Here is a 25991-nt window from a genome sequence, read left to right as displayed (position 1 = left end):
ATAGCTTTCAGCAGTCCTTGGTCGTCACTTTAACAAATGCTTCGGAAGAGAAGATCGCAGTACTGGTCTCACCCTCATCGGTAAATGACACCGTGGCGCCTTCGATCTCTGACCCTGTTACGGTGATTTCGCGTTGCCCGATAGTGTCATCGACATCAATGGTAAAGGAGAGTTTGTCCCCGGCTGCGAGGGAGGCGATCTCAAGTTCAATTGCATCTTGCCCGTCCACGACCGCTGGAATTTGTCGCAAGGCATCCGCACCCTCAACGAATTCAAGCGGTTGGAAGACCTCTACACCCGCACCCTTTTCGGTAACGTCGAAAATCAAACGTCCGGCAGATTGCGACAAGTCAATTTTGACGGTCGAGGCTTCTACTTCGCAAGCTCCGACGTTTGTCAGAACAAAACGGTCTTTGGGTGCGCCTTCTATAAAGCGAATTTGTACACCAGCCTGAAGCGAAGTGGCTGCAAATAATCCAAAGGTCGCCGCAAGAATACTCTTCGGGAGCATATTTATCTCCTTGCTTAAAGGTTCTTGATAGATACGCTTCGACGGGTTTCTTGGATCAGACTTATGCCCTTAAGCTTTCGTGGTTCAGCCGACAAGACCTTTCGAAGTTCCATGCACCGCTGTCCTAAGGATTACGTCAAAACATGCCATTGTCATTCTCACTGTTTGCTGGAACTTCCTGAAGAACATCCCAGTGCTCGACAACCTTTCCTTCAGCATCCAGGCGAATGATATCGATCCCTGCGTACTCGAGACCATCGGGCCAGATTCGATGGCAATGCAGAATAAGCGCGCCGATTGACTTGGGACGGAGCATTGTTTCCAAGGTTATTGCCGAATTCACCCAAGAGAACCCTGCCATCTCAATCGAACTGTCCCTCTCAGACGGCTACGTCGACCTTGTAGGCCAGGGTTTTGACCTCGCCGTTCGCTTCGGCAACATCACAGACAGCTCGTTCAGATTGCGAAATCTAGGAAGCTACCAACGGTTCGTATGTGCATCCCCTAGTTACCTAACCTCATTTGGAACGCCTGAAAAACCAGAAGATCTATTAAACTACAACTGCTTGGTCATGAGGTTTGGCGACATGATCGACAACGTTTGGGAGTTTGGATCAGGACCAAATGCCCAGCGCGTATCAGTAAAAGGAAATCGAATAGTCAATGATGGTTCACTCATCCGCGATTGGGCGATTGCAGGCCATGGGGTCGTATTGAAGTCGGAGCTGGATGTCGGCGACGATGTTCGATCTGGCAGACTTGTTTCTGTCTTGCGCGACTTCCTCCCGCCGCCGAAACCTTTGCAAATGATGTTCCCGCCTAGCCGAGCCCAACCACGTCGCGTAACGGCCTTAGCTGAGCATATGCGCCGCAAATTTGGTGTGAGTTGAGGCCGCAAGGGAAGACATAAAATCGCTTCTGCGATTGGCTGCGCCGTTCAAGCCTGTCCTATCAAATTATTCGAAGAGGAACCTCTAAGGCGTGGTTCAGAAGAACCATCAGCAGCAGCCTTTTTGGACGGGAACTGTTGCAAAGTCGAACATCTTTCAAAGGCGACCATTCCGACGGATTGCAGCAACTGATAGCCGCTAGGTTTGCTCAATGAATCTCAAGGTCGCGTGTGCTAGCTCTGTGCCAGCATCTTCTTGAATGAAATGCCCCGCTTTAGGCACAACGATATGATTTTGACCAGATGCCCCAGGGATCGACTTTTGGAACATTTTGTCTACTCCTGCCATGACCCTATCGTCTTCTCCAAAAACAGTCAGAAACGGAGTGTTCAGAGTCTTGAGGGTTTCCCATGCGGCTCGGTTGGCTTCAGAAGCTGGGTTGTCGGGTTTGTCGGGCACCAACATTGGAAACTGCCGAGCGCCTGCCAAATAGCGTGAATCCGGGAACGGTGCGTTGTAGGCTGCAACCTCTTCGTCGGAAATCTTGGATGTTGTGCCGCCGAATACGATCCGGCCCGAATTAAATTCAGGCACAGATTGTGAGTATTCCCGCCATGAAAGAAATGCCTCGCCCAAGGGTGTGTCACCAGTGGGCAAGGCCGTGTTCGCCACAACCACACGTGAGAACCGCTCGGGCATACGCGCAACCAACCGCAAGCCTATGAGGCCGCCCCAGTCCTGGCAAACCAATGTGATGCCCGTCAGGTCAACTTTCCGCAACCACTCGGACATCCAGTCTACGTGGCGTTGGTAGGTGTAATCGGATCGCTCAGTTGGCTTGTCCGACCGTCCAAACCCAATCAAATCAGGAGCCAGAACTCGATGGCCCGCATCTTTGAATAACGGAATCATGCGCCGATACAAGAAGCACCAGGTTGGCTCTCCATGCATCAACAATACTGGCGGTGCCTGTGTCGGCCCCTCGTCCAAATAGTGCATTCGGAGACGACCGTCTTCGGTATCATCCACATCAAGATAGTGTGGGCCAAATGTGAAATCTGGCAACCCGTCAAACCGATGGTCCGGTGTACGAAGGAACTTCATAGTGAACTCTCCAAGAATGTCGACGGTCTTGGCAAAGTAACAATGATCGATAAAACAAAATCGGTCCAGTTCCCGCGTATATCGACTTCATGATTGTATGAGTTCGACGCTTTTCTTCGCTCCATCGCAGCAAACGTACTCATTGCGAAGGTCTCGTATCTTCTGCTCCAACACTAAAGTTTGGTCTCAAAAACCTCATTTATGAGTTCGCCTGAGTTGAAGCAGAGCAGATCTGTTCGGACCGCCGAGAGGCGGCTCAGAAGAAAAGGGCAAGCCCGGTCATTGAGACAACCAAGAAAAGGAGGGTCATGATTCCACCTGAGCGAACGAAATCGACCACCCGGTAGCCTGCTGGACCCATGATCAACGCGTTCACTTGGTGTGTTGGGATCAAAAACGAGTTGGACGTTGAAATTGCCACGGTGAGAGCAAATACAGCCGGGTTACCACCCGCCGATACGGCAATAGAAACTGCTAGCGGCACCAGCAGAACAGTTGCACCTACGTTGGACATGACCAGCGTAAACGCCGTTGCCAAAACGGCGATTCCTGCTTGCAGCGACCATATCGGCCACCCTTGAAGGAGGGCCAACACATGCGCTGCAATCCAATCCGCTGTGCCGGTGTTTTGAACTGCCTGGCCCAACGGGATCAGCGAAGCGAGTAGAAAAACTGTACTCCAACTAATCGACTCGTAGGCTTCGTCAATCGAGAGCACCCGGCTCAATACCATCCCAATAGCGCCGATCAACAGGCACAATGACAAGCGCAGATCAGAGAACAGAATTAAGCTTAACGCTATTAGGAAGAAGGCGAGCGCCCATCCGACCTTGTGTGGCCGTAGCTCTTCCTGGGGAAAATCCGAAGTTACAACGACAAAATCCCTGTCCGACTTCAACCGTGTCAGGCGGTCCCACTGCACGTGAACCACACACGTATCACCGGACTGCAAAGGGACTTGCCCGATATGCGTTGCAGCATGATCTTCGGTTTCAACGTGGCTCAGTGTTTCTTCACCACGCTGAATGGCTAACAAAGACAAACCGTGTGTCTGACGCAGGCGCAGATCAATCGGAGTTTGGCCAATAACCGATGAACCGGGCGGGATAACAACCTCAGCCACGCCCGATTGGGTCGCGGCGAAATCATCCGCAAAGACATCTAGTTGGGGAAGTATCTCTAAGCCGTAAGGCTCAGCGAACTGTTGCGCAACCACCCGGCGCAGGCCAAGTACTGCAAGCCGCGCTGGCGCTTCGATCTTGGTATCAGCCATCGGCGCGATGACCTTGTGGCCGCGATAGGATGTGCCAAGAATGTACATGTTATGGGCGACCATTAAATCCGCAAGCGTTTGCCCGATGATGATCGAGCCTTCAGGGACACGTATTTCGAACATATCGGCCCTAAGCCCGTAGGTGTTTTCGACATAGGTCTGCATGGACCGAGCCGAGCTTGCGTCTTCTCCACGCTCCCGCTGCGCTGGAAGGACCCAACGACCAAAAAGCACAAAGTAAAGCACCCCCGTCAGCACCAGCATCAAACCGATAGGCGTGACTGAAAACAACCCAAATGTCTCCATTTGTTGGTCAGCCGGAAGGGATGAATTTGCCGATACAATCAGGTCATTCAACAGGATAAGAGGCGACGACCCGACTAAGGTGATCGTACCACCCAGTATTGCGCAAAACCCCATGGGCATCAGCAACCTACTCATCGGGATTTCCGTACGTGCCGAGATGCGGCTAACAACAGGCAGAAAAAGCGCAGCAGCTCCAACGTTCTGCATGAAGGAGCTTATGAAACCAACCGTTGTTGATATTATGGGAATTATCCGAGCCTCAGTCGTGCCACCATTCTTGAGGATCAAGGCCGCGACCTTTGACATCAGTCCAGTCTTATCAAGCCCAGCCCCAATTACCATTACTGCGATGATGGACATCACGGCGTTCGAGGAAAAACCTTCAAAGAGCTTGGAGATATCGGCTAGATTACCTAGCCCCGGCAGATAGCTCAGTGCGCCAAGCAGTACCATTACAAGAATTGCTGCAACATCGATCCGTATAATCTCGGTAACAAAAAGAAAGACCGTAAAAGACAATAGACTCAGTACGGCTATCATTTCGTAGGTCAGTGTTGGTAATTCCATGTCGTACCCTCCAACCTGAAATTACCTGACTAGCAGTGAATACGAAGGACCAGCTCCGCGCAGCAGATAAGGCCAAAATCCATCAGGCCGGCTCACGCAGCTCGTTTTTTCGGACGTGGTATCTGGTGAAACCTGGATTTCGCCAACCAAAAGAGACGCTGATGACAAACTCATAAGCCTCTCTTAGACGTCGCAATGCGAAATGAACTTTCACTATTGCTCGATTGTAAACACATAAATTTGCCGTGTCGTCATCATTCATTTTCAATCAATTTTCTTGCTAAATCGGGTAGGCTTTGTGAAAGCCGCCACGAAAACGGGTGCTAGAACAAACGCTGCCAAGACTCAGAAAACATGACGCAAGCCGACGAACGCATCATCGCGACCAACGTCCACTTCTATGATTGACATCTCCGCCAAGCCTCCAGGTGAGTAGGCTTCGAACTTGGACTGTGGTTCTGCAAATACGAAAGTACATTGCGTAAGCAAACGGCGACTTCCGAGGCGGCTGATCTAAACCATAATTTTGGCTGCATTGCTCCGTTTCGATACGAAAGCTCAAGCTCCGATTGGGAACCCAGAACAGACCTGACGGCGCTACATTTGCTGCATTCTTTCACCAGCGTGCGTGGTTGCGACCGTCTTATTGATCCGCCTTTGGCGCGTTGTTGGGTTCTTTGCGACCTTAATCCACCGCAGGACGTTGCGTCGGTAAGACGGGGGCAATTGCTCCCATTTATCTAGGTCCAATTCAACTGATAAATCATCTGGAACGATCAGGGCATCGACGTCGTCAAAAAAATTCCAAAGCCCGAACGCTTTACTGGCTTGTATAGAAGCCTCTCCTGCGGGGTGCATTAAGCCGTTTTGCCTGAGGCGCTCTGCTCTGTCCTTGTAACTTTTAGACCACGCTTGTTGTTTTCGCGGGCTGATAAGTTGCGCCGTCCGGTCTTTGTCGACTGTAAATCGTCTTCCATCAATCCAACCATGCGCAATAAGCGCATCCAGTACCTCGTCCCGACTGACATATTTCTGTGGATGTGCGGCCTTCCACGTGATCAGTCGGACGCTCTCACGCTGGGCAAAATGCGTGCTTAGCCAGTCTCAAAGCTGATCACTGGATGCGACCTCAATATCCGTCATGCGCCACTATAGAGTTCATGCTCATTCCATCCGTCCCAGAAAGGCTTCAGCCGTCGATACATGCTTGGTTTTGACCTCTGGCGACATGCGCTCAGCCGTACGGCACATCATCGCCCAGCGGGGATTGCCAGCCAGTATATCGCTGTGTTTCAGGATAAAGCGCCAATATAGACCGTCCCATATATCGGCCCAGGGCCCCTTGCCCCAATGGCTCATTTTGCGAACATAGTTTGAACCCGAAAAGTACGGTTTGGTGGTGATCAACCCGCCATCGGCATGCTGGCTCATCGCGTAGGCATTGGGAACCATAACCCAATCATAGCTGTCGACGAACATTTCCATAAACCAGCGATAGACATCGTCCGGATCAATCTCGCACAGAAACATGAAACCGCCCAGAACCATGAGACGTTCAATATGGTGGCAATACCCTGTCTCAAGCACCCTTTTGATTGTGTCGTCTAGCGGATCAATGCCAGTGGTTCCGTCGTAGAATGCGCGGGGTATGGCGCGGTGATGACCCCAATGATTTGTCGTACGCATCGGCACACCCAGGCTTTCATAGGTCGCGCGCATAAACTCACGCCAGCCAATGATCTGGCGGATAAAACCTTCTACCGAATTCAGGGGAATGCCCTTGCGATCCGCATGCGCCAAGGCAGCATCCAAAACTTGTCTTGGTGTCAGCAACCCAATGTTCAAAGCAGGTGTGAGAACGGCATGCCACAGCCAGTTTTCGCCCTCAACAATGGCATCTTCATAGTCGCCAAAGTGATTGAACCGCCGTTCCAGAAACTGTGCCAGCCAATCGGACGCAGCTTTGTGCGATGTCGGATAATACAACCTATCCAAGCTGCCCAGTGCATCTGGAAACTCAGCAAGAACACTTGCTTTTGCGGCTTCATCAACGGCGTCATGGGCGGGCCAATCGATCCAAGGCAGGCTGCCCAACAGCGCCTTGGGCACTTTTTTGCGGTTTTCCTCGTCAAAGCTCCATTGTCCGCCAGTTGGTTGATCGCCGTCCATCAAAACATTCAAGCGGCGGCGTTGACTTTTGTAGAACTCTGCCATGAACCAGCGTTTGCGACTGGCAGACCAATCCAGATTGTCGGCTTGAGTGTTCAAAAAGCCGGGCGATGGCAGGATATCGAGCGTGATATTGGTTTTGCCAGCCGCTGCCCGTAAGCGTTTTTCTGCAATGAAGTCTACCGGATCAGCCATGACTATTCTGCTGACACTGCGGTCACGCAGACTTTGAAACAGGCGCAGGCATGCTCCCGATTGCCGCTCAAAGGGCCAAATCGCTGCATCAAATCCTCTGGCGACCAAGCTATCGCGATAGCGCGCCATAGAGGCACGGTGCAACCACAGCTTTTGCTTGTGCATCTTGGCCGGATAACACGCATCGCCAAAAAACAGCGGGTCTTCAAAAAGAACAACAGTGTCTGGGCGGGCGACCAGACCCGGGTGTTGCGCAAACAATTGATTGGGAAGCAGAAGAGCGGCAGTGGACACGGGCTATGGCCTTAATTGGCTGGCCAGGTTCAATTGGCCCAGAATCGACGGGATCTTCTTTCGAAGACCAAAGAATCCGGCCTTTGCATGAGTCCATGTCACAGCGTCGTAAGGTCGTATTATCCGGTTCAAAGACAGACCAGCGTCCCTCAATAGGGGTTCCGCACGATCCAATCGTGACCGAGTGGGACCGACAGGCGCATAGGCTGTCGCAATGGTTTTGACACCGGCATTCCGTGCTGCCTCGATCAACCGACCACTCCAATCCTCGGCGGATTGCAGGCGCTTTCCGTGAGGTTCCAGGGCGCTGTTCATCGCGCCTTCGGCAAAATCCGTTACGGCGCCTGCAATCGGGTTCGGAGACCGGCCATGCGTCGCCAAAAGTCCAATCGCGGCAGCAGGCGATGCCGGCATTACGCATTCACCTGTCAGATCATCCTCGGTCAAAAGCATAAGGTAAGGGCCCTCTGGGGGCTTTTGCGGCATCAGAAGCGGAATGAACGGGTGTTCTGCTGTCTCGGTCAGAGGTTCCGCGAATTTGGCGAGGCCTTTTGGTTGAAACTGTCCGTCGGTGTATTTGGCAATATTGTCCGGACGCGCGAGGTAGGTTTTGCCTTTCGTGTGCAATCCGCCAACCCATCGCCAACTCAGCGTGTTCGACGCGGGATCGCCATCCAGCAAATGCCGCAAAAAGAAATCCGCGCCAAGCTGCCAGGGTATGCGGAGTGTAAAAATCCAGATGGATGCAAACCACATTCGCGCATGGTTATGAAGGTAGCCGGTCGTCACCAGTTCCCGTGCCCAATGATCGAAACAGTCGATGCCGGTATTGCCATTCACTGCATCGTTGAAACGGTTGTCCAGACCCGCATCATTTGCCAGCCTCTCACAAGCGTTCAACAGATCCCGCTGATACTGTGCCCAGACGCTGGGCCGCTGTTCCAGCCAGCCCTTGAAGTATGTGCGCCAGAACACTTCTTGTACGAACTTCTCCGCCGCGTCGGAATTACGGGACGCTAGTACAGTTGCCAGTAGCTCTTGTTCCGTTATCAAACGGTGGCGCAGCCAAGGTGACAAACCCGATACATTGCTGCGCTGATCGGTCCCAAAATCGTAGTTCCGCTTACCCGCATAATGGCGACCGGCGCGTCCCACGAACTGCTTCAACCTTTTAAGGCCATGGGTTCGTGTGGGCTTGAAACTGAACGTCTCTTTCGCTTCTGCAAGTTCGGGAAAAATCTCGGTCATGCGGCCGACCTGCATTTCTTCGAGCAGTATTTCACTTGATCCCAAACGTTTTCCCATTTCTTGCGCCAGGTGAAAGGGCGCTGGCAGACCGGGCAGATTTTCTGGGGCAAATCGGCTTTCTTCCGCATCCTCATCATTTGTCCCCCAAAGGCAGGCCGAGTTGCTCTTGATCTTGAGACGACCGCGCATCTTTGCGCGCAGTCCGTCTGGTCTTTCGGCTCGCGTGTTTTGTCGCGATGTCGCGCGCTTCCGAGCGAAACACCGCACTCCGGCGGACGCCCCACACCCGCTCGCGCGCGGCTTTGGCTGCTGCGAGATGGTCAAAAATACGCTCTGGATAATGCGCTCCGATGACGTGTTTCCCGTCCGGGGCTTTCCAGGGTTCGTGGATGTGCCGATCCGAAATATCGGCCAGTTCCGGCACCCATGTCCGAATGAACACCCCTTCTGGATCCTGATCATATCCCTGCTTAACTGGATTATAGATGCGCACGGTATTGATGCCGGTGGTGCCTGATTGCATTTGCACCTGGTTCCAGTGAATGCCCGGCTCATAGTCGGTAAACATGCGCGCCAAATGCTGACCAGGGGCTCTCCAATCCAGCCAAAGATGATAGCTCGCAGTCGCCATCACCATTGCGCGCATCCGAAAATTGAGCCACCCCGTTGCTTGCAACGACCGCATGCATGCGTCCAAAAACGGATATCCCGTTTCGCCTTTGGACCAAGCAGCCAAAAGCGCGCCATCTGGCGCTTTTGGTCGAAGCCCGTCGTAGAGCCGATGCAGATTTTCAAACTCAATTCGAGGCTCATCCTCGAGTTTCTGAATGAAATGGCAATGCCAATGCAATCGGCCCGAGAACGAGCGAAGCGATTTGCGCCAGTCCTTTGCTTGCGGCGGCAATCTGCGTCTTTGCCTTTCAGTCGCTTGCGATACCTCGCGCATCGAAAGCGCGCCCCAAGCCAAGTGGGGCGACAGCCGCGAACACGCGACGGCCCCCGCCAAGGGGCTGGACATTTGGCGTTGGTATCTTTTGCCACGGCGGGTCAGAAAACTGTTCAGCCGTTCCAAACCCGCAGCTCGTCCCCCGACCTGACGACCAACGCACAGATCATCCCGCAAGCCGAGATCGCGCGCCGTGGGAATATACCCCGGTTCTATGTCGATAGGCTCTAGCGCAACTGGTGACGAAACGGGCAATGCCATAAACTTGTCCCAACCTTCCGCCCAGCCGTCGCGAGACTTGAGCCTGCGAAAAACGCCGTGGTTCTGCACTTCGTGCCACTGCACACCATGATCCCTGCACCATGCCGCGACCTGACGGTCCCGCTGATACGTCCAGTTATTTCCTGTTTCCTCGTGTGACCAAAGTACGTCGACTAGACCACGATCCTTCAACTCGGATAGGACCGACACAATTTGCCCGGTGCGCACAACAAGAGGCTGGCCAAGTTCCCCAAGGTCTTTTCGCAGTCCCGCGATTGTCTCAGCAACAAAGTTCCAATGCCGTGTTGACGCGTCGGGTTGCTGCCAAAGCTCAGGCTCAACCACATAGAGTGGCAGAACTGTTCCGACCTCGGACGCTTGCGCCAGTGCCGGGTGATCAATTACCCGTAAATCCCGTTTGAACCAAACGACCTGCACGATACCTCCGTTTTTCAAATATTGTACGCATGGCCGCAAACAATGGATCTTTGTTCCAATCTCCTCCGCATTTCGCTGTTGACGTGGCATTTGCACAGACGCAATTGGCCTTAGGCACTTGAAGGTCGGAAGTTGCCGCGAACTCACTGATGAGAGCTTGGCCAGGAGTACGGGACCTAGGCAAACGTGAAATCGAATAGTGACGGCTCCGAGCTCTAAAACACCAAGCAAAGAAACGGGTTAGCCAAACTCTACTTTGTTCGAACGTCTGATTTCTGAGCACACGTTAAAGAGACCACCCCGACGAACTTTACGCTGCAAAGCAGCGTCGGCATTCTTGGCAGTGCACCCCAAACCATTCACCCCCAGATCACTGCAAACGAGAGAAAGCAATATTCAAACAGAACCATCTTGTTTGCGCGTCCAAAGCGTTAAGTTTGGCTGACAGCATCCTTAGTTGCGGCTTCATAACGCACCTGAGTGCAGCTGGTGACCCCTCGTTTCTTCGGTTTTTGCGCTAGCTCTTGCGAACGTATGGGCGAAACCCAAGAGACAAGGCCAAACAAAATGTACAATTCGGATAATGATGAGGTTGCGCTCACATCTGATGATGCCGGTCAATCTCTTACTACGGTGTACTACGACGGATCTTGCCCACTTTGCTCCGTTGAGATCAGGCACTATGCTTCTTGCGAGGGCGCTGAACGTGTGCGGTTCGTTGACGTTTCAAAATCCAATGCTCTTATTGATGCAAATCTAACGCGGCAAGAAGCAATGGATCGATTCACTGTGCGTCGACCAGATGGAGAACTTGTATCCGGTGCGCGCGGGTTCACGGAACTCTGGGGCACTTTACCCAAATGGCGTTGGCTAGCACGTGTGGCAAGCATTCCGGGGGTAACGCCTCTGCTAGAGCTTGCATACCGGATTTTCCTGCCCCTAAGGCCGACGTTTTCGAGGATCGCGTATCGGGTCGGAGCGGAGCCGGTTAACAGGACGGGTTCGTCGACGTGATCAACTTACACGATGGTCATTTCTAAAGCCGGGTTTGGTTCGTCAAAGGGGTTCTCGAACCCGAGCCTGGCAACATTCGCATCGCACTTGCGCATTGTTTTGGGTTGGTCGCGCATATCGGTGACACTGGTTTGTAATTGTTCGGCTTGCTGGTTTGGAGTAAATTGTGGTCGTTCAGATGACGTACTTTTCAAGAAGCGTCTTCACGGGAAGCGAGGCGTTTAATCGCGTGGCTAATAAGAACATACCCCCAATCTTTCGCTGAAGGTAAAGAATGTCCATTGGCAGCTGGGGCGGGATATACCCGGCCGCGGCCAGGGCCATACTTTCTTTGTTCAGGTGGTTGGAGAGCGTTCGATCAGAAAAATCAAATTCATTCGCGGATAGGATTGCGTCAAAAACGCTGCGGATCATTCCAAGGATTCGGTCGTCAAATGGGCCATCACCTTCAATAAGCTTCAGTTGTATGGCAGCCTTACGAAGCGCCGCACCGTCTTCAAGCAAACCGGCGCGCAACAGATCCACATATCCATCTATTGCAGATGGTTGCAGTGCGCGTGCCGCGCCAAAATCCAAGAGACTGATTTTTCCATTGGATGGGTTGTATCGGTAGTTGGCAAAATTCGGATCGCTTTGCATGATCCCGAACTCGAAAACCTCGCGCAGCGTGAGCTGGACCAAGGCTTCTGAGACTCGATTGCGGTCCTCGCTGGTCGCATCACCCACGGCTTCGATAGGGCGACCTTCCAGAAAGGACATCGTTAGAACTTCTGGCGTGCTCCAATCTGGATAGAACTCCGGGATTTCAAACGCTTCATCATTCTGCAAGAGGTCAGCAAAGTGGCGCAGGTGCTGTCCCTCGCGTTCATAATCGGTTTCTTCATGCAGTTGACTTCGCGCCTCTTGGATATACGGATCCAGATCAAAGCTCTTGGGAAGCAAACCTGACATGCGAACCAGAGTCGCGACATTGGCCACATCGCTGTCGATACTACGAGCTATTCCCGGATACTGCACTTTGATCGCCACATCGCGCCCGTCTTTCAATGTCGCACGATGTACTTGCCCGATACTCGCTGCCGCTATGGGCCTTACATCGAAGGCTTGGAAGGATTTTCGCCAATCTGGACCCCAGGCTCGGTTCAGGACGTCACGCAATTGTTTCGGCGGCATGAAATGCGCCTGATCTCGCAGTCGCGCCATGATGTCAGCCAGTTCAGACGGCAAGACCTCACCTGCATCCATCGAAATCAACTGACCCACCTTCATCGCGGCCCCACGCATACGCGCAAGCTGATCCGCAACGCGTGTCACGTTGCCGGGTGTCATCAGCAAACCACGCATATCGGGTCGCGCACCGCGACCGATCTCTCTTAGCGCGCGGACTGCCACGTTCCCCGCAATGCCTGCCGTCATGCCGCTCAAACCGGCAACACGGACCAAACGGCTTGTAGGAACAGCCAAAGGGGAAGGCGAGGTTTTAGGGTCGGTCATCAATACTCACCAAAATTCCGTTCCCGGAGCACCTTTGATGCGACCCTTCAAGTTTTCGGTGACCCAGCCTCCATAGAAGTCCCCGGGTTGCGGGATCACCCGGTACTCACCAACAAAACAAGCGTCCATAAGTCCGGCGTAAAAGGCGAGATAGCCCTTAATCTGTTCAAATCTGGTGGTTGGTGCAGCATAACTCCACGCAGCTTTCTTTGCCGCGGCCGCCCCGCTCTGAACGTCCCAGTAGCTCGCAACACCCTTCCACTCGCAGTACGATTTACCCGAGGTCTTTGTCAGAACGGCATCAATGTCTTGCGGCGGGATATAATACGTAGGGGCGTGATGGGTTTCGAGAACCTGAAACGCCTGATCGGTCTCCACGATGGTTTGACCGCCGAGTTCGATCCGCACCCGATGGGGTACAGCCCGTAGCGCAGGTGGTCGCGGATAGTCTTGGACGTTTTCAGTTGTCCAACCTGTCATTTCGAACCTTGGTTATGAATCGGTTGTTCCATCTTCGAACTAGCGCGCGACCAACGCTATTCTAGCAGAAAAGCTGTCAGCACATGGCGGGTGAACTTGCACCACAATTGAGCTTAGTATCAGCTTTGAGCGGACGGCATTTTTTGACCGGCGTTGCAGACCGAGAAACCGAAATGTGTGTCTTATGTCTACCAGTTCGCCAACAGTTCGCCCATGCGCTCTAGGCCAAGGTCAAGGTTGGCAGCAGCCCCTCCCCCCACACCCAGTCGGATGTGGTTTTGCATCCCGTAAGACGAGCCCGGCAAAAGAAATGTCCGATAGGGATCGGCGAGCAAGCGTTTGGCAAAAACATCGCCATCAATCCCGTCGAGCCGTGCCAATCCAATCAATCCAGCCTGAGGTTTGACCCAATTCAGGCGGGGCTGATCGGCAACATACCGATCAAGGCTTTCCAGTGTCTCAATCCCTGCTGCCCGCGCAGTTTTTATAGCCTGATTGTATCGGTCAGGCCGCAGGGCAATTTCGGCAATAACTTCGCCGAGAATATTCATAATCTCGCTAGAGTTTTCCCGCAGAACAATAGCGTCCCAAATCAGATCAGGATCACGGCATATCATCCAGCCGGTGCGCAGCCCTTGAAGACCCAATGCCTTGGAAACGCTGCCCGTCGTGATACCCCTAGGATACAAACCGGCGATCGAAGGGGCGCGAGACCCGTCCCACTCCAATCCCGCGTAAACCTCGTCAACAACCAGCCAAGCGCCGACGCGATCTGCAATTTGGACAAGCCTTTCCAGCTCTGCTTGTGTCATCAACTGCCCGGTGGGGTTATTGGGGTTGGTTATAAAGATGAGCCGCGTGCGCGCTGTTACTGCGGACTCAACTTCGTCTAGCGGCAATACCCAACCAGAGCTTTCTTCTCGGTCGACAACTTTTAGCGTCGCGCCAACTGCCTCTGCCAATACGCCCGCTTGTGGCCAGCCCGGGCGTTCCGTTACGACTTCGTCGCCCGGTTGGACCAATTGCATGAATGCAAGATAATTGGCTTCTGCTGCGCCAGCGGTGATCAGGACGTCGTCTGGCTTGCAAACATCAGACAAGCCAGCGCGGTCCAAGACATGTCGTCGTAAAGCAGGCAGACCCCGAAAGCTCTTTTGGTTCCAATCCAACGGCAGCGCTGGATCCAGCGCATCCATGAACTCACCCAAAAGCGGCGACGCGGACAAGGAAAACCCAATGAAGGCATCTGGATCCGCTTCTGTGGTATCCAGTAGGTATTGAAAAAGTGTGTGTATCTTGACTTTCATGCTCTACTCAAAATCCTTTTAGTTAATCCGGGAGAGAGTCTGTGCAAGCAAAGGGATTTGTCAAAGGGCGACCGATTGACCTAGCAGTTTTGGACTACGGTCTGTTCAAGGTCCATTCCACTGGCCGTATCATAGGGATCTGCGGGTTTCTCGTTCGGACAGATTTGGGAGAAGCTATACTCATCGACACTGGATTTCCCGAAAAATACGCGACCGATACCGACGCCGCAGTCAAAGAAGATCGATTGTACGAGTTCGGCGAGGTCTTGAATTGTGAACCAGACAACCTGCCAAGCGCACAACTGGCAAAACTCGGGCTTACTCCGTCAGACATTACACTACAGATTTGTACGCACACCCACATCGACCACATCGGCGCTTTGGGCGACTTTCCAAGCAGTCCAATTCTTATCTCTGCTGCGGAGCGAGCCTTACCCCGCCCGTTGTACTGGGGCGATATGCGGCCTTTGGAATGGCCCGATCAGGATTACCTGGTTGTTGATGACGACGTAGAGATTGCGCCAGGTATCTTCGTTTTGATGGCACCCGGTCATGCGCCTGGCCAGATCGCGGTAATGGTCGATCTTCCGTCAGGGACGGTTTTACTAACCAGTGATGCGATTTCCCGACCAACAGAAATCGACGAGAAGTTTGCCGGGTCTTGGGACGAGGATTCAGCGATTGCCAGCGCAGACAGGTTGATGCGTCTGGCATCCGAGCGAGATGCCTTTGTAATTTACGGGCATTGTCCAAAGCAGTGGCCCGTTCTGAAGAAAGCTCCAGAAGTCTACCGTTGATCCCAAGCTGTGGACCATTTTCCCAAAAAGTGATGTCGCACCTCAGAGTTATCTGACGTCGCGCCCTTGGTTCAGAACAATCACATTTCCACTGGAAACGTCACCAGCCGGCGAAATGAGAAAACCAACCCAAGAGGCGATTTGCTCAGGTAGCATCGCGCGACCATGCGGCATGGCACTAACGGCTTTCTCCAAGACGTCCTTGGTTAAGACATTGAACAACGGTGTCTCAGTCATGGCAGGAGCCAGCGAATTTACGCAGATTTTTTCATGTGCATATCGACGGGCGAGGTCTTTCGTTAGGGTATCCATCGCAGCCTTTGACGCCCGGTAATGGGGAGGGTCGAACACATCGAAATTGTAAGCTCCATTCGATGAGATGTTTACAATCTTCTTGACGCCTTCGCGTTCCAACATCAACTGAACCGCCTGCTGGCAACAATTGAATGCAGAGTTAAAGTTGATTGCCATCTGCTGTTCGAGTTCTTCGGGCAGAATGTGCGGGAACTCAGACATGAAGCAGGTGCCCGCGTTGTTTACCAAAGCATCTAGACCGCCATACTCTGACCTAATTCCATCAAACGTATGAGCGATAGCAATGGGATCCGTTAAGTCAACGCAGATAGGCGTGAAATCCGAACCTAACTCCGCTGCCATTTCACCTAGGCCCTCCTCGTTGAGGTCCAGTCCAAACACGTGGAACCCATCTGCCCGCAGTTGGCGGCAGATGGCCTGACCCATCCCTCCTGCAGCGCCGGTCACAACCGCTGTTTTCATAGTCAGCACTCCCACATTGGCATGATTTTGGGTACTTCGAATTAAAGAAGGAAACTCACAACCCTTTTATCCGAAAGCCGCAAAAGTCAATTGTACTTGAATTCAGTGCATTTCCGTTTTGGGCTCAAGCTAGACTTCGCAAAGTCCGCTTTCTACGCATCGCAGACCTTCGCGAGAATCCAAGGTTCCTTAAGGAGGCCCTTTGCGGCATCGAGCAACGCACAGGACCATAACCGCAACGACTACGCCAAAACTGATTCAATTCACCGCTAATGCACACAATCACGCAGCGCAAAACTATGGACAAACTACGCAAATTTTTGCGGTGCACGAAATGTTATGTGCAAACCCACAAGCGTGTAGGATGCCGCGTAGGTGTTCGCGTCGCTTCTCAAAATCATTTAGAAATTTTACGCGCAGCAGCCCAAAGAAATTCGCACCGATTGCCCAAAACAATTCGCGATCCAATCTCGCTTGTGAGCTCCTAAGGGAGAGACCAAAAGCTGATCTGCAAATCGCCCCCGCCCGCAGATAGCTTGGCGGAATTCCATCCATCTGCATCTTTACTCATTTACAAATCAAAACATTCATTTTATTGATTGTGTATGAATGGAGATGCATTTTCACGACGCAGATTCTTGTGTAGCGCCGCTTGTATCGCAGCGCTTGGAGTACAATCCAGGTTCGTGAGGGCAGAGTTACAACTCGGTGCTTCGGCTCGCATGACAACCATATCAGACGGGTACCTGTCCTTGCCTCCGGATATGGTCTTTGGCGCCATGCCGCAGGCAGAACTCAGGCAGCTTTTGGACAACTACAAGGTGGACGCGACCAAATACGAGCCAGAGTGCAACGTGGCGCTTTATCGAGATGATCAAAACACGGTGCTGTTCGATGTGGGAGCTGGGCCAGATTTCATGCCCACTTCTGGTAAGCTTCTGGAAGCTCTTGAAACAACCAACCTGTCGCCCGAAGACATCTCGCACGTGATCTTCACCCATGCGCACCCGGATCACATTTGGGGCGTTTTGGATGATTTCGACGACCTTCTGTTCCCGAACGCTACGCATCACTTTGGCCGTAATGAGTGGGATTATTGGTGGAACCCCTCAACAGTGGATACCATTGGAGAAGATCGCGCTGCGTTCGCAGTAGGCGCAAAGCGGCGTATGGCAGCAATTGAGGATCAGGTCGCGTTCTTTGACGACGGGCAAGAGATCCTTCCCGGTATCGCCGCGCGCGCAAGCTATGGACACACGCCCGGTCACATGGCGTTTGAAATTCGCAGCAGCAGTGAATCCGTGATGGTTGTCGGCGACGCGTTGGGAAATCCACACGTAGCTTTTGAACGCCCCGACTGGCCCAGCGGGACGGATCAGGATCCACAGGCGGCCGCAGCAACTCGGAATTCGTTGCTGGATCAGATTTCCCACGGGCAAATGAAAACAATTGGTTTCCACCTGCCGAATGGTGGAATCGGCCGGGTCGAGAAGACTGGGTCTGCCTATAAGTACATTGGAGAGCCATAAAGATGCGATCGCTGGCGATTGTCTTGGCCCTGGGCACACAAGCTTGGGCAAGCGAGGATATTGCAGACCAATACCCTCAAAGTGTGCTGTATTCCAAACCGGTCGAATACATCCCCGGCGTCTATTCCGCCATTGGTGCAACCGCACCGCCGACCTACGAGAACTCTGGTCATAACAACAATCTCAGTTTTATCGTAACCGGGGAGGGCGTGGTCGTTATAAACGGCGGCGCGGCCTATGGGCTTGCTGAAGCGCTTCACCAAGAAATTCAGGCAATCACGGATCAGCCGGTTAAGCTTGTCTTCAACGAGAATGGTCAGGGGCACGCGATGCTTGGCAACGCATACTGGTCAGAGCTCGGTATTCCGATCATCGCCCATTCGGATGCTGCGGCTGAATTCGAGGAATATGGCTCTCAGATCCTTGAAGGAATGCAACGGTACAATCAGGACAAGGCGGAAGGAACCGTCCTGGCAGGCCCAACCGAGACATTCGAGGATGAATACGTTGTTGAAATGGGTGATTTCCGGATTGAGGCCAAATATCTCGGGCCGGCCCATAGCCCCGGTGATATATCGGTTTGGCTGCCGAACCAAAGCCTTGTCATCGCGGGTGACATGGCGTTTCACGAGCGAATGCTACCGATCTTTCAAGAGACCTATACTGCGGATTGGCTTGAGACCTGGGACAACGAGTTCGAAGCTTTGGGAGCCACATACGTCATCCCCGGACATGGTCATCCGACGAACATGGATCAGGTGCGCCGTTATACACGCGACTACCTGATCTATCTGCGCGGCAAGATCAAAGAGCATATGGATGCCGGCGGCGATCTGACCGAGGCTTACTATGTCGATCAATCACCTTTCGCCCATTTGGACACGTTTGAGGAACTGGCGACAAAAAATGCCGGGCGAGTATTTGAACAAATGGAATTCGAATGACTCAGGACGTTTGAGGAACAGGTATTCGCCTCAATAACTTATGCGTGCTGATCGCTCCTACCCACATGAAGAAAACGGCAAGCCACGCCGTCAATGACAGGGCGGACCCTCCCGAAAGCCCTGCGCCCACAGCGCAACCCCCGGCCAGCATGGCTCCAAACCCCATGAGGACAGCTCCAACAAGGTAGCGTTCCATCGGAGTATCCGGGCCAAACCGTTCGATCTTCCACTCCCCTGCAGTTAGGGCTGAGCCTGCGGCACCAATTGCTACGCCTGGAACAAGGCCGATACCAAAAGACAAAACAACGTTCCTCTCCGCAACCAAGCTCATTAGTGTATCCGTGGCCGGTCCGGTAAATGTGACTGACGACACGGGCACGACGTCAAAAGATGCTTGCGCGATCGCAAATGTCATCAACCAGCCAAGCGCCACCGCCAAACCAACGCCGGCGGCTGTTATGATCCTGATAGGCGCAACTCGCCGGTGGAACGCAAATGCAATTGCCGAAACCAACCCCAAAGCTGCAACGGCTGTATAAGCCACTGGTGAAAATCCAAGTATTTCTGAAAGATCTCTCGAGGCGCCTCCTGAGACAGTCCAGATCCCGGAAAGCAATTCGCGGGCAGGACTAAGAACGCCCGTGTAAGCAGCCTGAGCCACTAAGGTTAAAACCAATCCAGTAATCAAGGCGCGCAGATTACCGCAGGAGGCCAATACCAACAGGCGAGATGCACACCCGCGCGCCAGAACCATTCCAACGCCGAACATCGCCCCACCAATTATTGCTCCGCTAAGGCTGCCCGTCGACGCGATCGCGCGTGTCTCGGAAAGGTTCAACCACTTAAACGCGACAAAGGCCTGTACTAAGGTGAGCGCTGCGGTGAAGGCGATCAGCCAAACCGCCAGGCGAGGACCAAGCTCGCCTTCGGCGACTTCGATGGTCGACGCTCGCAAACAAAAGTGAGACTTCTGGGCCATCACGCCGAACAGGATACCAATAAGCGCACCGGCAAATGCCAAAGCGCCAGGGTCTCCCAACAAATCGATGAGCCTTTCCATCAACAGAAACTCTCACTTCGTTGCTTGCGCGTCCTTGTCTTCGGTCAAGCTGTCATTGTCATTGCGCGGCCATTGGCCTGCGGGCCAATTGACATTGCGTCCATAATTCACCCAAAGCAGATACCAGTCGATCCACGTCTTCGGTGGAATGCACTGGGGAAGGTGTAATCCGTAGACGTTCCGTTCCCTTGGGGACGGTTGGATAGTTGATCGGCTGGATGTAGATTCCATAGTCACGCATCAGCACGTCAGAGATGAAGCGGCACTTGACCGGATCGCCGACCATGACCGGAATGATGTGACTTGGGTTCGGTGTATGCGGAATGCCCAAATCGTCCAGCCTGTCTCGTACCTCGCGCACGCGCTGCTGGTGCAAATGTCGTTCCGAATTGCTTTGCTTCAGGTGCCGAACCGAAGCGGCAGCTCCTGCGGCCACGGCGGGAGGCAATGCAGTGGTGAAGATAAAACCACTGGCAAAGGATCGGACAAAATCCACCAGCTCTTTCGACGCCGCGATGTATCCACCAACTACGCCGAACGCCTTGCCCAATGTCCCCTCAATGACGGTTAGCCGATCCATCAGGCCTTCGCGTTCGGCAATGCCTCCGCCGCGCGGTCCATAAAGCCCTACGGCGTGAACCTCATCCAAATAGGTCATCGCGCCATAGCGATCCGCCAGATCACAGATCTCGGCAATTGGTGCAATGTCGCCATCCATGGAATAGACGCTTTCGAACGCAATGAGCTTCGGTGCATTGGCAGGCAATTCAGCAAGGTGCCTTTCAAGGTCCGCCACGTCGTTGTGTTTCCAGATACGCTTCTGGCACCGACTGTGGCGAATGCCCTCGATCATCGAGGCATGGTTCAACTCGTCAGACAGGACTGTGATGCCAGGAATGCGAGACGCCAAGGTTCCCAAAGCAGCCCAGTTCGAGACGTACCCGGAGGTGAACAGCAATGCAGCGTCCTTGCCGTGTAAGTCAGCAAGCTCCTGCTCGAGCAAAACATGCTGGTGGGTGGTTCCAGAGATATTCCGCGTTCCGCCTGCCCCGGCACCACACTCATCGATCACCTTGTGCATTGCTGCAATAACACTGGGGTGCTGACCCATCCCCAGATAATCATTAGAGCACCACACAGTGACTTTCTCGGGACCATTTTCCGCGTAGCTAAGCGCTGTCGGGAACGCGCCACACTGCCTTTCGAGATCCGCAAAGACCCGGTAGTTCCCTTCCTCTTGAAGCTGGTCGAGTTGACCACGAAAAAACTGCTGGTAGTTCATTTCAGTTCCCAACGGCTTCTTCTACGATCCCGGACAACAGGGTCTGAACCTTTTGCATTGGTCCATCAGGATAGCTTCGGTATCCAACCATCACACCATTGTCGTCTTCGGCTACAAAAATCCCATAGGGGCAGAAGCCAATATTCATTGGGTCGGCTTCCATGACCTCGCGCGAGATTTTTGCCGAGCAGAAAATGAAGATATCCGCGGCCGCAAATATTTGCTTGTCGCTGCCAACATCTGCGCCTGTTCGATTCAGCATTTCCCCAACATGGCTCACATAGTCGATGACCAGTCCCTGTCCCACAATCGCGGACTCGACTGCAAATGTCGCGTCATCAAAACTACCGTCGAAGGGGGTAGTGATGATCTCTTCTGCAAGCCCTTGGCTCGCCAGAACAGTGGAAAACGCGGCCGCGGCGATAAAGTGTTTCATGGTTTTAGTCCTCCTCCTGAACCGCATTTTCTCAGATTGATCATCGGGGTCTTTGACACCGGTCAAAGCCCCCGATTGCCTCAACCAAACATGTCCGACGTGATACCGGCGTACCAACCAAGAGACTCTTCGTAAGTTGCTTTCCTGAGGTCGGCATCTTCTCCGGTCTGGCTAATAAAGCCGTCAACTTTGGCAATCTTCTCAGGTGTCGCCTCGTAGGTTGCGCCAACCTTAACGCCATCATTGGTATCGATCAGCGACCAACATGTGTTCGAGAACTTGGCCGGGAATACTTTAGACCCGGTCAACGCACTTCGCACGGCGTTCGCGCAAACTTTCGCCTGACTGTTTGCCGAAAACCCGGATTTCGGCATGTCACCCTGCTGGCTGGCATCACCAAGAACATATATGTCCGGATCGGCTTTGGAGGACATGTCCGCAGCGTTTACTGGTGCCCAGTTGCCGTCGGTTACTCCTGCCATTTCCGCAATGCGGCCGGCTTTCATCGCTGGGATTACATTGCAGACATCAACCTTTGTCTCTTCGCCGTCGATGGTCACCGTCATTGCATCCGGATTCACGGATACATTGCCACCGCCGAAATCTTCGCCGATCCAGTCAACCATTCCTTCATAGTTGTTTCCCCAGCCTTCTTGGAACAACGCCATTTTCGAGAACTTTGGCTTCGGGTCGGCCACAATGATCTTTGCTGTCGGATTATTCTTCTTCAAAACATGCGCAACCATCGAAATCCGCTCATATGGCCCAGGCGGGCAACGGAAGGGGTTAGGAGGAGCGACCATCGCGAAGGTACCACCTTCGGGCATTGCCATGATTTGCGCTTTCAAAAGCTCTGTCTGTGAACCAGCTTTATAAGCATGCGGCATCTTATTCTGGGCCGAGACGTCCCAGCCCTCGACCGCTCCATCTACAAAGTCGATACCCGGGCTTAGAATCAGCTTGTCATAGGGAATTGACCCGCCACCCGCCAAGGAAACCGTCTTGGCATCGCGGTCGACCCCAGTGGCCCAATCATGCACGACGTTGATACCGTAATTCGCGGCAAGCGTGCCATAGCTGTGAGCGATGTCCGATAGCTCCTGAAAACCTCCTAAATAAAGGTTTGAGAAGAAACAGGTGTAATAGGTCCGAGACGGCTCGATCAGCGTCACGTCGACCTCTCCTTTGCTGTCCTTTGCGATGTACCGCGCGGCAGTTGCACCGCCCGCACCGCCACCAACAACCACTACTCGGGGCTTGCCTTGAGCCAGCACCATCGGAGCAGATAGCCCGGCGGCCACGACCCCGGCGGCTCCAAGAAATACTCGTCTATTGAGTGTCATCGCGTTTCCTCCCCTTAGGCACTTTCACTCTGGATTATTGAAGTATGCGGCCAATGCCGCGATCTCGTCATTGCTCAGCCGCCCGGCGATCATTTGCATGACTGGATGTGGCCGCTGTTTGTCCTTGTAAGCGTGCATAGCGACTACGAAGTCTTCGTCAGGCCAATACACAATCGAAGGAATGCCCTCATCGCCTCCTTCGATCTGGTGGCATGTTGTACATTCGCTGCTGAGATATGCGCCGTACTCAGGATCTCCTTGTATCGCCAGAATCGCGGGATCGATCGAATGATCCGTTCCTTTCGCCGTTGGGTCCGCTTCTGGGATGTCCTGAGGATTGTCAGAAAACGCCCGCAAATAGGCGACCACGTTGGCTCGGTCTTCCGGGTCCTTCAAACCGCGAAAACTCATCCTCGTGCCTGACGCAAATGCGCGTGGATTTTCGATGTAGGCGGACAGTGTGTCAGCGTGCCATTCCAGACCCGAGTTGCCCGCGCGCACAAGGCTCTTGGAGTAGTTGAAACCCTCCAGTCCTGCGGCCTTACGCCCAAAAACACCGTTCAAGTGCGGCCCGATTTTGTTTTCGGCTCCTTCGCCGACCTGATGGCAGCCTTGGCATTGGGCGAACACCACTTTCCCTGCTTCCGCGTCGCCAAGGTCTTCTGTTGCGTGGGTCGATGGAGCGATCGAAACCAATACCGTTGCGCAGGTTAAAAGGAACGACCACCGCATGATCAGCTTCCGAACGACTTTAGGTAGACGATCACAGCTTCAATATCGTCCGGTTTCTTAAGCCCGGCGAAAGACATGCGCGTGCCTTTCATGTAGTCTTTGGGTTTTGTCAGGAAGGCCGCCATTTCTTCATCAGTCCAAATGAGACCTGTCTCGGCCGCAGCGTTCATAGCTTTGGAGTATTTGAAACCTTCTACCGACCCTGCGTTGGACCCAATAATTCCGTTCAACGCTGGTCCCGTGCTATGCTTTGCACCTTCACCGACCTGATGGCAGGACTTACACTTCTTGAAGACCTTTTCTCCGGCGGCGAGAAGGTCCGCTGATTGGTCAGACTCTTCGATTTCCTGAACAGCCAGTGTTGCGGCGGCCTCTTCCTCAGGCTTTGGCGCTGCGGCTGGAATGAACGAGGGCCCTTCCGCCGTGAACGTCGGCAACCCGTCCGCGCTGGCTTCATTCATGACCGAATTCGAACCGCCTTCTGGTGGCGTCTCAACCAGAAAGACAGAACGCATAGTAACCGATGCCTCTGTTTTGCAGTTCTCCATGCAAGGCTCTTCTCGCCATTCCGCGTATTCCGTCTCGGGTCGAACATCGACAACAAAACCGTCCATATTGTACATCTCGAAATCGGCGAAGTTTTCGTTGCTGAGAACGAAATCGTCATCCACCAGATCATTGGAATAAAGGATGTAGGCGACAATTGCGTATGTCTCGTCCGCTGTCAGCGTGCCCGCTTCACCAAACGGCATCGACCGAGAAATGTAATCCCAGGCGGTGGACAAATGCGGCCAATAGGACCCAACGGTTTTTACAGGATCTTCATCTGCAAGTGTATCGAAACCACCTGCCAGAACAGGCCAATTGTCGGCACCTTCGGCAAACTCGCCGTGACAAGACGCGCAACGGTCGACAAACACTTCTTCTCCGGTCCAGACATCGCCTGATCCAACCGGCAAGCCACGCCCGTCGGGCAAGACGTCAACGTCCCATGCCGCGATCTCTTCCTCCAGAGCAGGACGTCCAAGCCCATAAGTGCCATCCTGGCTGGGCGCGGGTGCGGTCAGGTTCATCCCGGTTGCGACCCGCTCGGCCGCCGCTGTCTGGATTTCTTCAACCTTGGCCACCAGTTCGGCAGCCCGGCTGGCCTCTGCTTGCGCGTTTTCCTGGGCTTTCGCTGCGTGCGCCTCAACCTGGCTGATCCGGGTTTCCAGGGTTTCTATCTGCGATTGGCCGTAATTCCGGTTCGCAATAGCCACAGCCGCCGCAAGCACCAACGCTGTGCCGCCAAATACGGGCAGGAAAACATGACTAAGAGACTTCGACATTCTCAGCGATCCCTTCTGCGCTCACGTACCAAGTCTGGATACAGTTGTTGTGGTAGACCGAGTTCTCTCCGCGCTTTTCGCGCAGTTGGTCTTTGGTCGGCTGAACATAGCCGGTTTCGTCTATCGCCCGGGCCTGCAAAAGCATTGGTGCTCCGTCCCAGTTCGTGTCGAGATAGAAGCGCGTCAAAGCCTTGCTGTCGCCCTGCTTGCCAAGACGCGCTGTCTCCCAGGTAATCCCACCGTCCTTGGACACATCAACCCGCGAAATTTGCCCGTGGCCTGACCAGGCAAGCCCGGAAATGACCAAGGGTCCCGGTCCGTGTTTGATGGGCATTTGCGGGCTGGGTGAAGTAATGACGGATTTTGCATCCATCACCCAAGTCCATTTCTGGGCTGTGCCATCGGCGTAGACATCGGTGTACTTTGATGTTTCTTCACGGCTTTCGACCGCCATATCGACGACTTCGATCCGGCGCAGCCACTTGACCCACATGTTGCCTTCCCAGCCAGGAACAACCAGTCGCACAGGATATCCGTGCTCCATGCGCAGCGCTTCACCATTTGCCTTGAAAGCCACCAACACGTCATCCAGTGCTTTTTCCATCGGGATGGAGCGGCCATTGGATGACGCGTCTGCGCCTTCAACATAGACCCATTTGTCGGGTGAGATATCAGCGCCTGCTTCCTGCAACAGCGTCCGCAGCGGAACGCCGGTGTATTCCATGTTGTGAATCATGCCGTGGGTGAACTGGACGCCATTGAGTTGAGCACCAGCCCACTCCATACCGGTGTTCGCCGCACATTCGCAGAAATACACATGGTTTTCGCGCGGGAACCGCTCGATGTCGTCGTAAGTAAATACAAGCGGGCGATCGACCAGCCCGTTGATCATCAGACGATAATCCTCCTTGCGCAACTCGATCGCGCCCGAGTGATGACGCTCAAATGCGCAACCTTGCGGAGTGATCGTGCCATCAAGCGCGTGGATTGGTGTAAAGTTGATCGACGAAATCGGAGAGGCGGTCAGCCATTCCACGTTGCGGCGCACAACATGGGATTCAAAACTGATCGGCATGCCATAAGGTGACTCATCGACACCGGCACCTGTGTAAGACGCCCAATCCTGCAGCTCTGTTATCAGAGGATCGGGCGTGTCTGCCACTGCCGCACCCGCAACTGATCCTGCGGCGACCGCTGCACTGCCTTTCAGGAAGGCCCGGCGGGACGGTTTGAACGCGTCATCCATATCTCTTAGGTCTCCATCTG

24 protein-coding genes are annotated in these 25991 nt (G+C 53.6%); 5 read left to right on the top strand and 19 right to left on the bottom strand.

Annotation, left to right across the window (positions count from 1 at the left end; all coding sequences use genetic code 11):
* Positions 1–7 precede the first annotated feature (7 nt).
* A complete protein-coding gene (locus GS630_RS20980; RefSeq protein ID WP_171181954.1) occupies positions 8–511 on the bottom strand; it encodes an aggregation factor core in 504 nt (167 codons plus the stop codon).
* A 302-nt stretch (positions 512–813) separates the two neighbouring features.
* On the opposite strand from GS630_RS20980, the gene GS630_RS20975 reads away from it, so the two are divergent.
* Positions 814–1401, top strand: coding sequence for a substrate binding domain-containing protein (locus GS630_RS20975; RefSeq protein ID WP_245223324.1), 588 nt, complete (start codon positions 814–816; stop codon positions 1399–1401).
* A gap of 198 nt (positions 1402–1599) precedes the next feature.
* On the opposite strand, the gene GS630_RS20970 is transcribed toward GS630_RS20975, so the two are convergent.
* The 7 genes from GS630_RS20970 to GS630_RS20940 form a co-directional block, all read right to left on the bottom strand.
* A complete protein-coding gene (locus GS630_RS20970) occupies positions 1600–2505 on the bottom strand; it encodes a haloalkane dehalogenase (RefSeq protein ID WP_171621196.1) in 906 nt (301 codons plus the stop codon).
* 256 nt (positions 2506–2761) lie between these two features.
* Entirely contained in the window at positions 2762–4651 is a 1890-nt protein-coding gene (locus GS630_RS20965) for an SLC13 family permease (RefSeq protein WP_171621197.1), read from the bottom strand.
* A 597-nt stretch (positions 4652–5248) separates the two neighbouring features.
* A complete protein-coding gene (locus GS630_RS22690; RefSeq protein WP_171712224.1) occupies positions 5249–5509 on the bottom strand; it encodes a YdeI/OmpD-associated family protein in 261 nt (86 codons plus the stop codon).
* Positions 5510–5815: 306 nt separating this feature from the next.
* Entirely contained in the window at positions 5816–7309 is a 1494-nt protein-coding gene (locus tag GS630_RS20955) for a cryptochrome/photolyase family protein (protein ID WP_171621198.1), read from the bottom strand.
* A 3-nt stretch (positions 7310–7312) separates the two neighbouring features.
* Positions 7313–8557 carry an FAD-binding domain-containing protein gene (locus GS630_RS20950; protein WP_171621199.1) on the bottom strand — a complete coding sequence of 415 codons (1245 nt, stop codon included), beginning with the start codon at positions 8555–8557 and terminating at the stop codon, positions 7313–7315.
* The gene (locus GS630_RS20945) at positions 8554–8685 is read right to left on the bottom strand and encodes a DUF2256 domain-containing protein (RefSeq protein WP_371811588.1); all 132 of its coding nucleotides are present in this window, start codon (positions 8683–8685) and stop codon (positions 8554–8556) included. The genes GS630_RS20950 and GS630_RS20945 overlap by 4 nt, the downstream gene beginning before the upstream one ends.
* 5 nt (positions 8686–8690) lie before the next feature.
* Positions 8691–10202, bottom strand: coding sequence for an FAD-binding domain-containing protein (locus tag GS630_RS20940; protein ID WP_371809119.1), 1512 nt, complete (start codon positions 10200–10202; stop codon positions 8691–8693).
* A 534-nt stretch (positions 10203–10736) separates the two neighbouring features.
* On the opposite strand from GS630_RS20940, the gene GS630_RS20935 reads away from it, so the two are divergent.
* A complete protein-coding gene (locus GS630_RS20935; RefSeq protein ID WP_371810083.1) occupies positions 10737–11216 on the top strand; it encodes a thiol-disulfide oxidoreductase DCC family protein in 480 nt (159 codons plus the stop codon).
* 174 nt (positions 11217–11390) lie between these two features.
* Here GS630_RS20935 and GS630_RS20930 read toward each other — a convergent pair whose 3' ends face one another.
* The 3 genes from GS630_RS20930 to GS630_RS20920 all read right to left on the bottom strand — a co-directional run bounded on the left by GS630_RS20930 (position 11391) and on the right by GS630_RS20920 (position 14497).
* Positions 11391–12710 (bottom strand): AarF/ABC1/UbiB kinase family protein, encoded by a 1320-nt coding sequence (locus tag GS630_RS20930; RefSeq protein WP_171621201.1) that lies wholly within the window; start codon positions 12708–12710, stop codon positions 11391–11393.
* Between the two features lie 6 nt (positions 12711–12716).
* Complete coding sequence (locus GS630_RS20925) at positions 12717–13190, bottom strand: DUF427 domain-containing protein (protein ID WP_171621202.1); 474 nt, start codon at positions 13188–13190, stop codon at positions 12717–12719.
* Positions 13191–13378: 188 nt separating this feature from the next.
* A complete protein-coding gene (locus tag GS630_RS20920; RefSeq protein WP_171181823.1) occupies positions 13379–14497 on the bottom strand; it encodes a pyridoxal phosphate-dependent aminotransferase in 1119 nt (372 codons plus the stop codon).
* A 41-nt stretch (positions 14498–14538) separates the two neighbouring features.
* Between GS630_RS20920 and GS630_RS20915 the strand changes: the two genes are divergently transcribed.
* Positions 14539–15294 carry an MBL fold metallo-hydrolase gene (locus tag GS630_RS20915; protein WP_171621203.1) on the top strand — a complete coding sequence of 252 codons (756 nt, stop codon included), beginning with the start codon at positions 14539–14541 and terminating at the stop codon, positions 15292–15294.
* Between the two features lie 48 nt (positions 15295–15342).
* Here the strand turns inward: GS630_RS20915 and GS630_RS20910 are convergent, their stop codons facing one another.
* A complete protein-coding gene (locus GS630_RS20910) occupies positions 15343–16071 on the bottom strand; it encodes an SDR family NAD(P)-dependent oxidoreductase (RefSeq protein ID WP_171712222.1) in 729 nt (242 codons plus the stop codon).
* Between the two features lie 722 nt (positions 16072–16793).
* Here GS630_RS20910 and GS630_RS20905 point away from each other — a divergent pair.
* Both GS630_RS20905 and GS630_RS20900 read left to right on the top strand, forming a co-directional pair.
* Positions 16794–17600, top strand: a complete 807-nt coding sequence (locus GS630_RS20905; RefSeq protein ID WP_245223326.1) for an MBL fold metallo-hydrolase — start codon at positions 16794–16796, stop codon at positions 17598–17600.
* A 2-nt stretch (positions 17601–17602) separates the two neighbouring features.
* On the top strand, positions 17603–18544 hold the full coding sequence (locus GS630_RS20900) for an MBL fold metallo-hydrolase (protein WP_171621204.1): 942 nt from the start codon (positions 17603–17605) through the stop codon (positions 18542–18544).
* A 1-nt stretch (position 18545) separates the two neighbouring features.
* Here GS630_RS20900 and GS630_RS20895 read toward each other — a convergent pair whose 3' ends face one another.
* The 7 genes from GS630_RS20895 to soxC form a co-directional block, all read right to left on the bottom strand.
* On the bottom strand, positions 18546–19604 hold the full coding sequence (locus GS630_RS20895; RefSeq protein ID WP_371809122.1) for a YeeE/YedE family protein: 1059 nt from the start codon (positions 19602–19604) through the stop codon (positions 18546–18548).
* A gap of 58 nt (positions 19605–19662) precedes the next feature.
* The gene (gene hemA / locus GS630_RS20890; RefSeq protein WP_171621206.1) at positions 19663–20886 is read right to left on the bottom strand and encodes a 5-aminolevulinate synthase; all 1224 of its coding nucleotides are present in this window, start codon (positions 20884–20886) and stop codon (positions 19663–19665) included.
* A 1-nt stretch (position 20887) separates the two neighbouring features.
* On the bottom strand, positions 20888–21322 hold the full coding sequence (locus tag GS630_RS20885) for a DUF302 domain-containing protein (RefSeq protein ID WP_171181837.1): 435 nt from the start codon (positions 21320–21322) through the stop codon (positions 20888–20890).
* Positions 21323–21402: 80 nt separating this feature from the next.
* Positions 21403–22665, bottom strand: coding sequence for an NAD(P)/FAD-dependent oxidoreductase (locus GS630_RS20880; RefSeq protein ID WP_171621207.1), 1263 nt, complete (start codon positions 22663–22665; stop codon positions 21403–21405).
* A 24-nt stretch (positions 22666–22689) separates the two neighbouring features.
* Entirely contained in the window at positions 22690–23397 is a 708-nt protein-coding gene (locus GS630_RS20875; RefSeq protein WP_171181841.1) for a c-type cytochrome, read from the bottom strand.
* A 2-nt stretch (positions 23398–23399) separates the two neighbouring features.
* The gene (locus tag GS630_RS20870; RefSeq protein WP_171181843.1) at positions 23400–24725 is read right to left on the bottom strand and encodes a c-type cytochrome; all 1326 of its coding nucleotides are present in this window, start codon (positions 24723–24725) and stop codon (positions 23400–23402) included.
* Positions 24709–25971 carry a sulfite dehydrogenase gene (gene soxC, locus GS630_RS20865; protein WP_171181845.1) on the bottom strand — a complete coding sequence of 421 codons (1263 nt, stop codon included), beginning with the start codon at positions 25969–25971 and terminating at the stop codon, positions 24709–24711. Before soxC ends, GS630_RS20870 begins: the two co-directional genes overlap by 17 nt.
* Between the last annotated feature and the right edge of the window lie 20 nt (positions 25972–25991).

Source organism: Ruegeria sp. HKCCD7303, assembly GCF_013111185.1.
Classification (GTDB): domain Bacteria; phylum Pseudomonadota; class Alphaproteobacteria; order Rhodobacterales; family Rhodobacteraceae; genus Ruegeria.
The sequence above is the reverse complement of the archived record's forward strand: the minus strand, read 5'-3'. Positions and strand labels throughout refer to the sequence as shown.

Coding starts and splice junctions, on each gene's coding strand:
- GS630_RS20935 (WP_371810083.1), top strand. CDS start 10,737: ATGGGCGAAACCCAAGAGACAAGGCCAAACAAAATGTACAATTCGGAT.
- GS630_RS20970 (WP_171621196.1), bottom strand. CDS start 2,505: ATGAAGTTCCTTCGTACACCGGACCATCGGTTTGACGGGTTGCCAGAT.
- GS630_RS20895 (WP_371809122.1), bottom strand. CDS start 19,604: ATGGAAAGGCTCATCGATTTGTTGGGAGACCCTGGCGCTTTGGCATTT.
- GS630_RS20950 (WP_171621199.1), bottom strand. CDS start 8,557: ATGACCGAGATTTTTCCCGAACTTGCAGAAGCGAAAGAGACGTTCAGT.
- GS630_RS20880 (WP_171621207.1), bottom strand. CDS start 22,665: ATGACACTCAATAGACGAGTATTTCTTGGAGCCGCCGGGGTCGTGGCC.
- soxC (WP_171181845.1), bottom strand. CDS start 25,971: ATGGATGACGCGTTCAAACCGTCCCGCCGGGCCTTCCTGAAAGGCAGT.
- GS630_RS20920 (WP_171181823.1), bottom strand. CDS start 14,497: ATGAAAGTCAAGATACACACACTTTTTCAATACCTACTGGATACCACA.
- hemA (WP_171621206.1), bottom strand. CDS start 20,886: ATGAACTACCAGCAGTTTTTTCGTGGTCAACTCGACCAGCTTCAAGAG.
- GS630_RS20965 (WP_171621197.1), bottom strand. CDS start 4,651: ATGGAATTACCAACACTGACCTACGAAATGATAGCCGTACTGAGTCTA.
- GS630_RS22690 (WP_171712224.1), bottom strand. CDS start 5,509: ATGCACCCCGCAGGAGAGGCTTCTATACAAGCCAGTAAAGCGTTCGGG.
- GS630_RS20900 (WP_171621204.1), top strand. CDS start 17,603: ATGCGATCGCTGGCGATTGTCTTGGCCCTGGGCACACAAGCTTGGGCA.
- GS630_RS20910 (WP_171712222.1), bottom strand. CDS start 16,071: ATGAAAACAGCGGTTGTGACCGGCGCTGCAGGAGGGATGGGTCAGGCC.
- GS630_RS20980 (WP_171181954.1), bottom strand. CDS start 511: ATGCTCCCGAAGAGTATTCTTGCGGCGACCTTTGGATTATTTGCAGCC.
- GS630_RS20925 (WP_171621202.1), bottom strand. CDS start 13,190: ATGACAGGTTGGACAACTGAAAACGTCCAAGACTATCCGCGACCACCT.
- GS630_RS20875 (WP_171181841.1), bottom strand. CDS start 23,397: ATGCGGTGGTCGTTCCTTTTAACCTGCGCAACGGTATTGGTTTCGATC.
- GS630_RS20885 (WP_171181837.1), bottom strand. CDS start 21,322: ATGAAACACTTTATCGCCGCGGCCGCGTTTTCCACTGTTCTGGCGAGC.
- GS630_RS20930 (WP_171621201.1), bottom strand. CDS start 12,710: ATGACCGACCCTAAAACCTCGCCTTCCCCTTTGGCTGTTCCTACAAGC.
- GS630_RS20870 (WP_171181843.1), bottom strand. CDS start 24,725: ATGTCGAAGTCTCTTAGTCATGTTTTCCTGCCCGTATTTGGCGGCACA.
- GS630_RS20945 (WP_371811588.1), bottom strand. CDS start 8,685: ATGCGGAAGAAAGCCGATTTGCCCCAGAAAATCTGCCCGGTCTGCCAG.
- GS630_RS20905 (WP_245223326.1), top strand. CDS start 16,794: ATGACAACCATATCAGACGGGTACCTGTCCTTGCCTCCGGATATGGTC.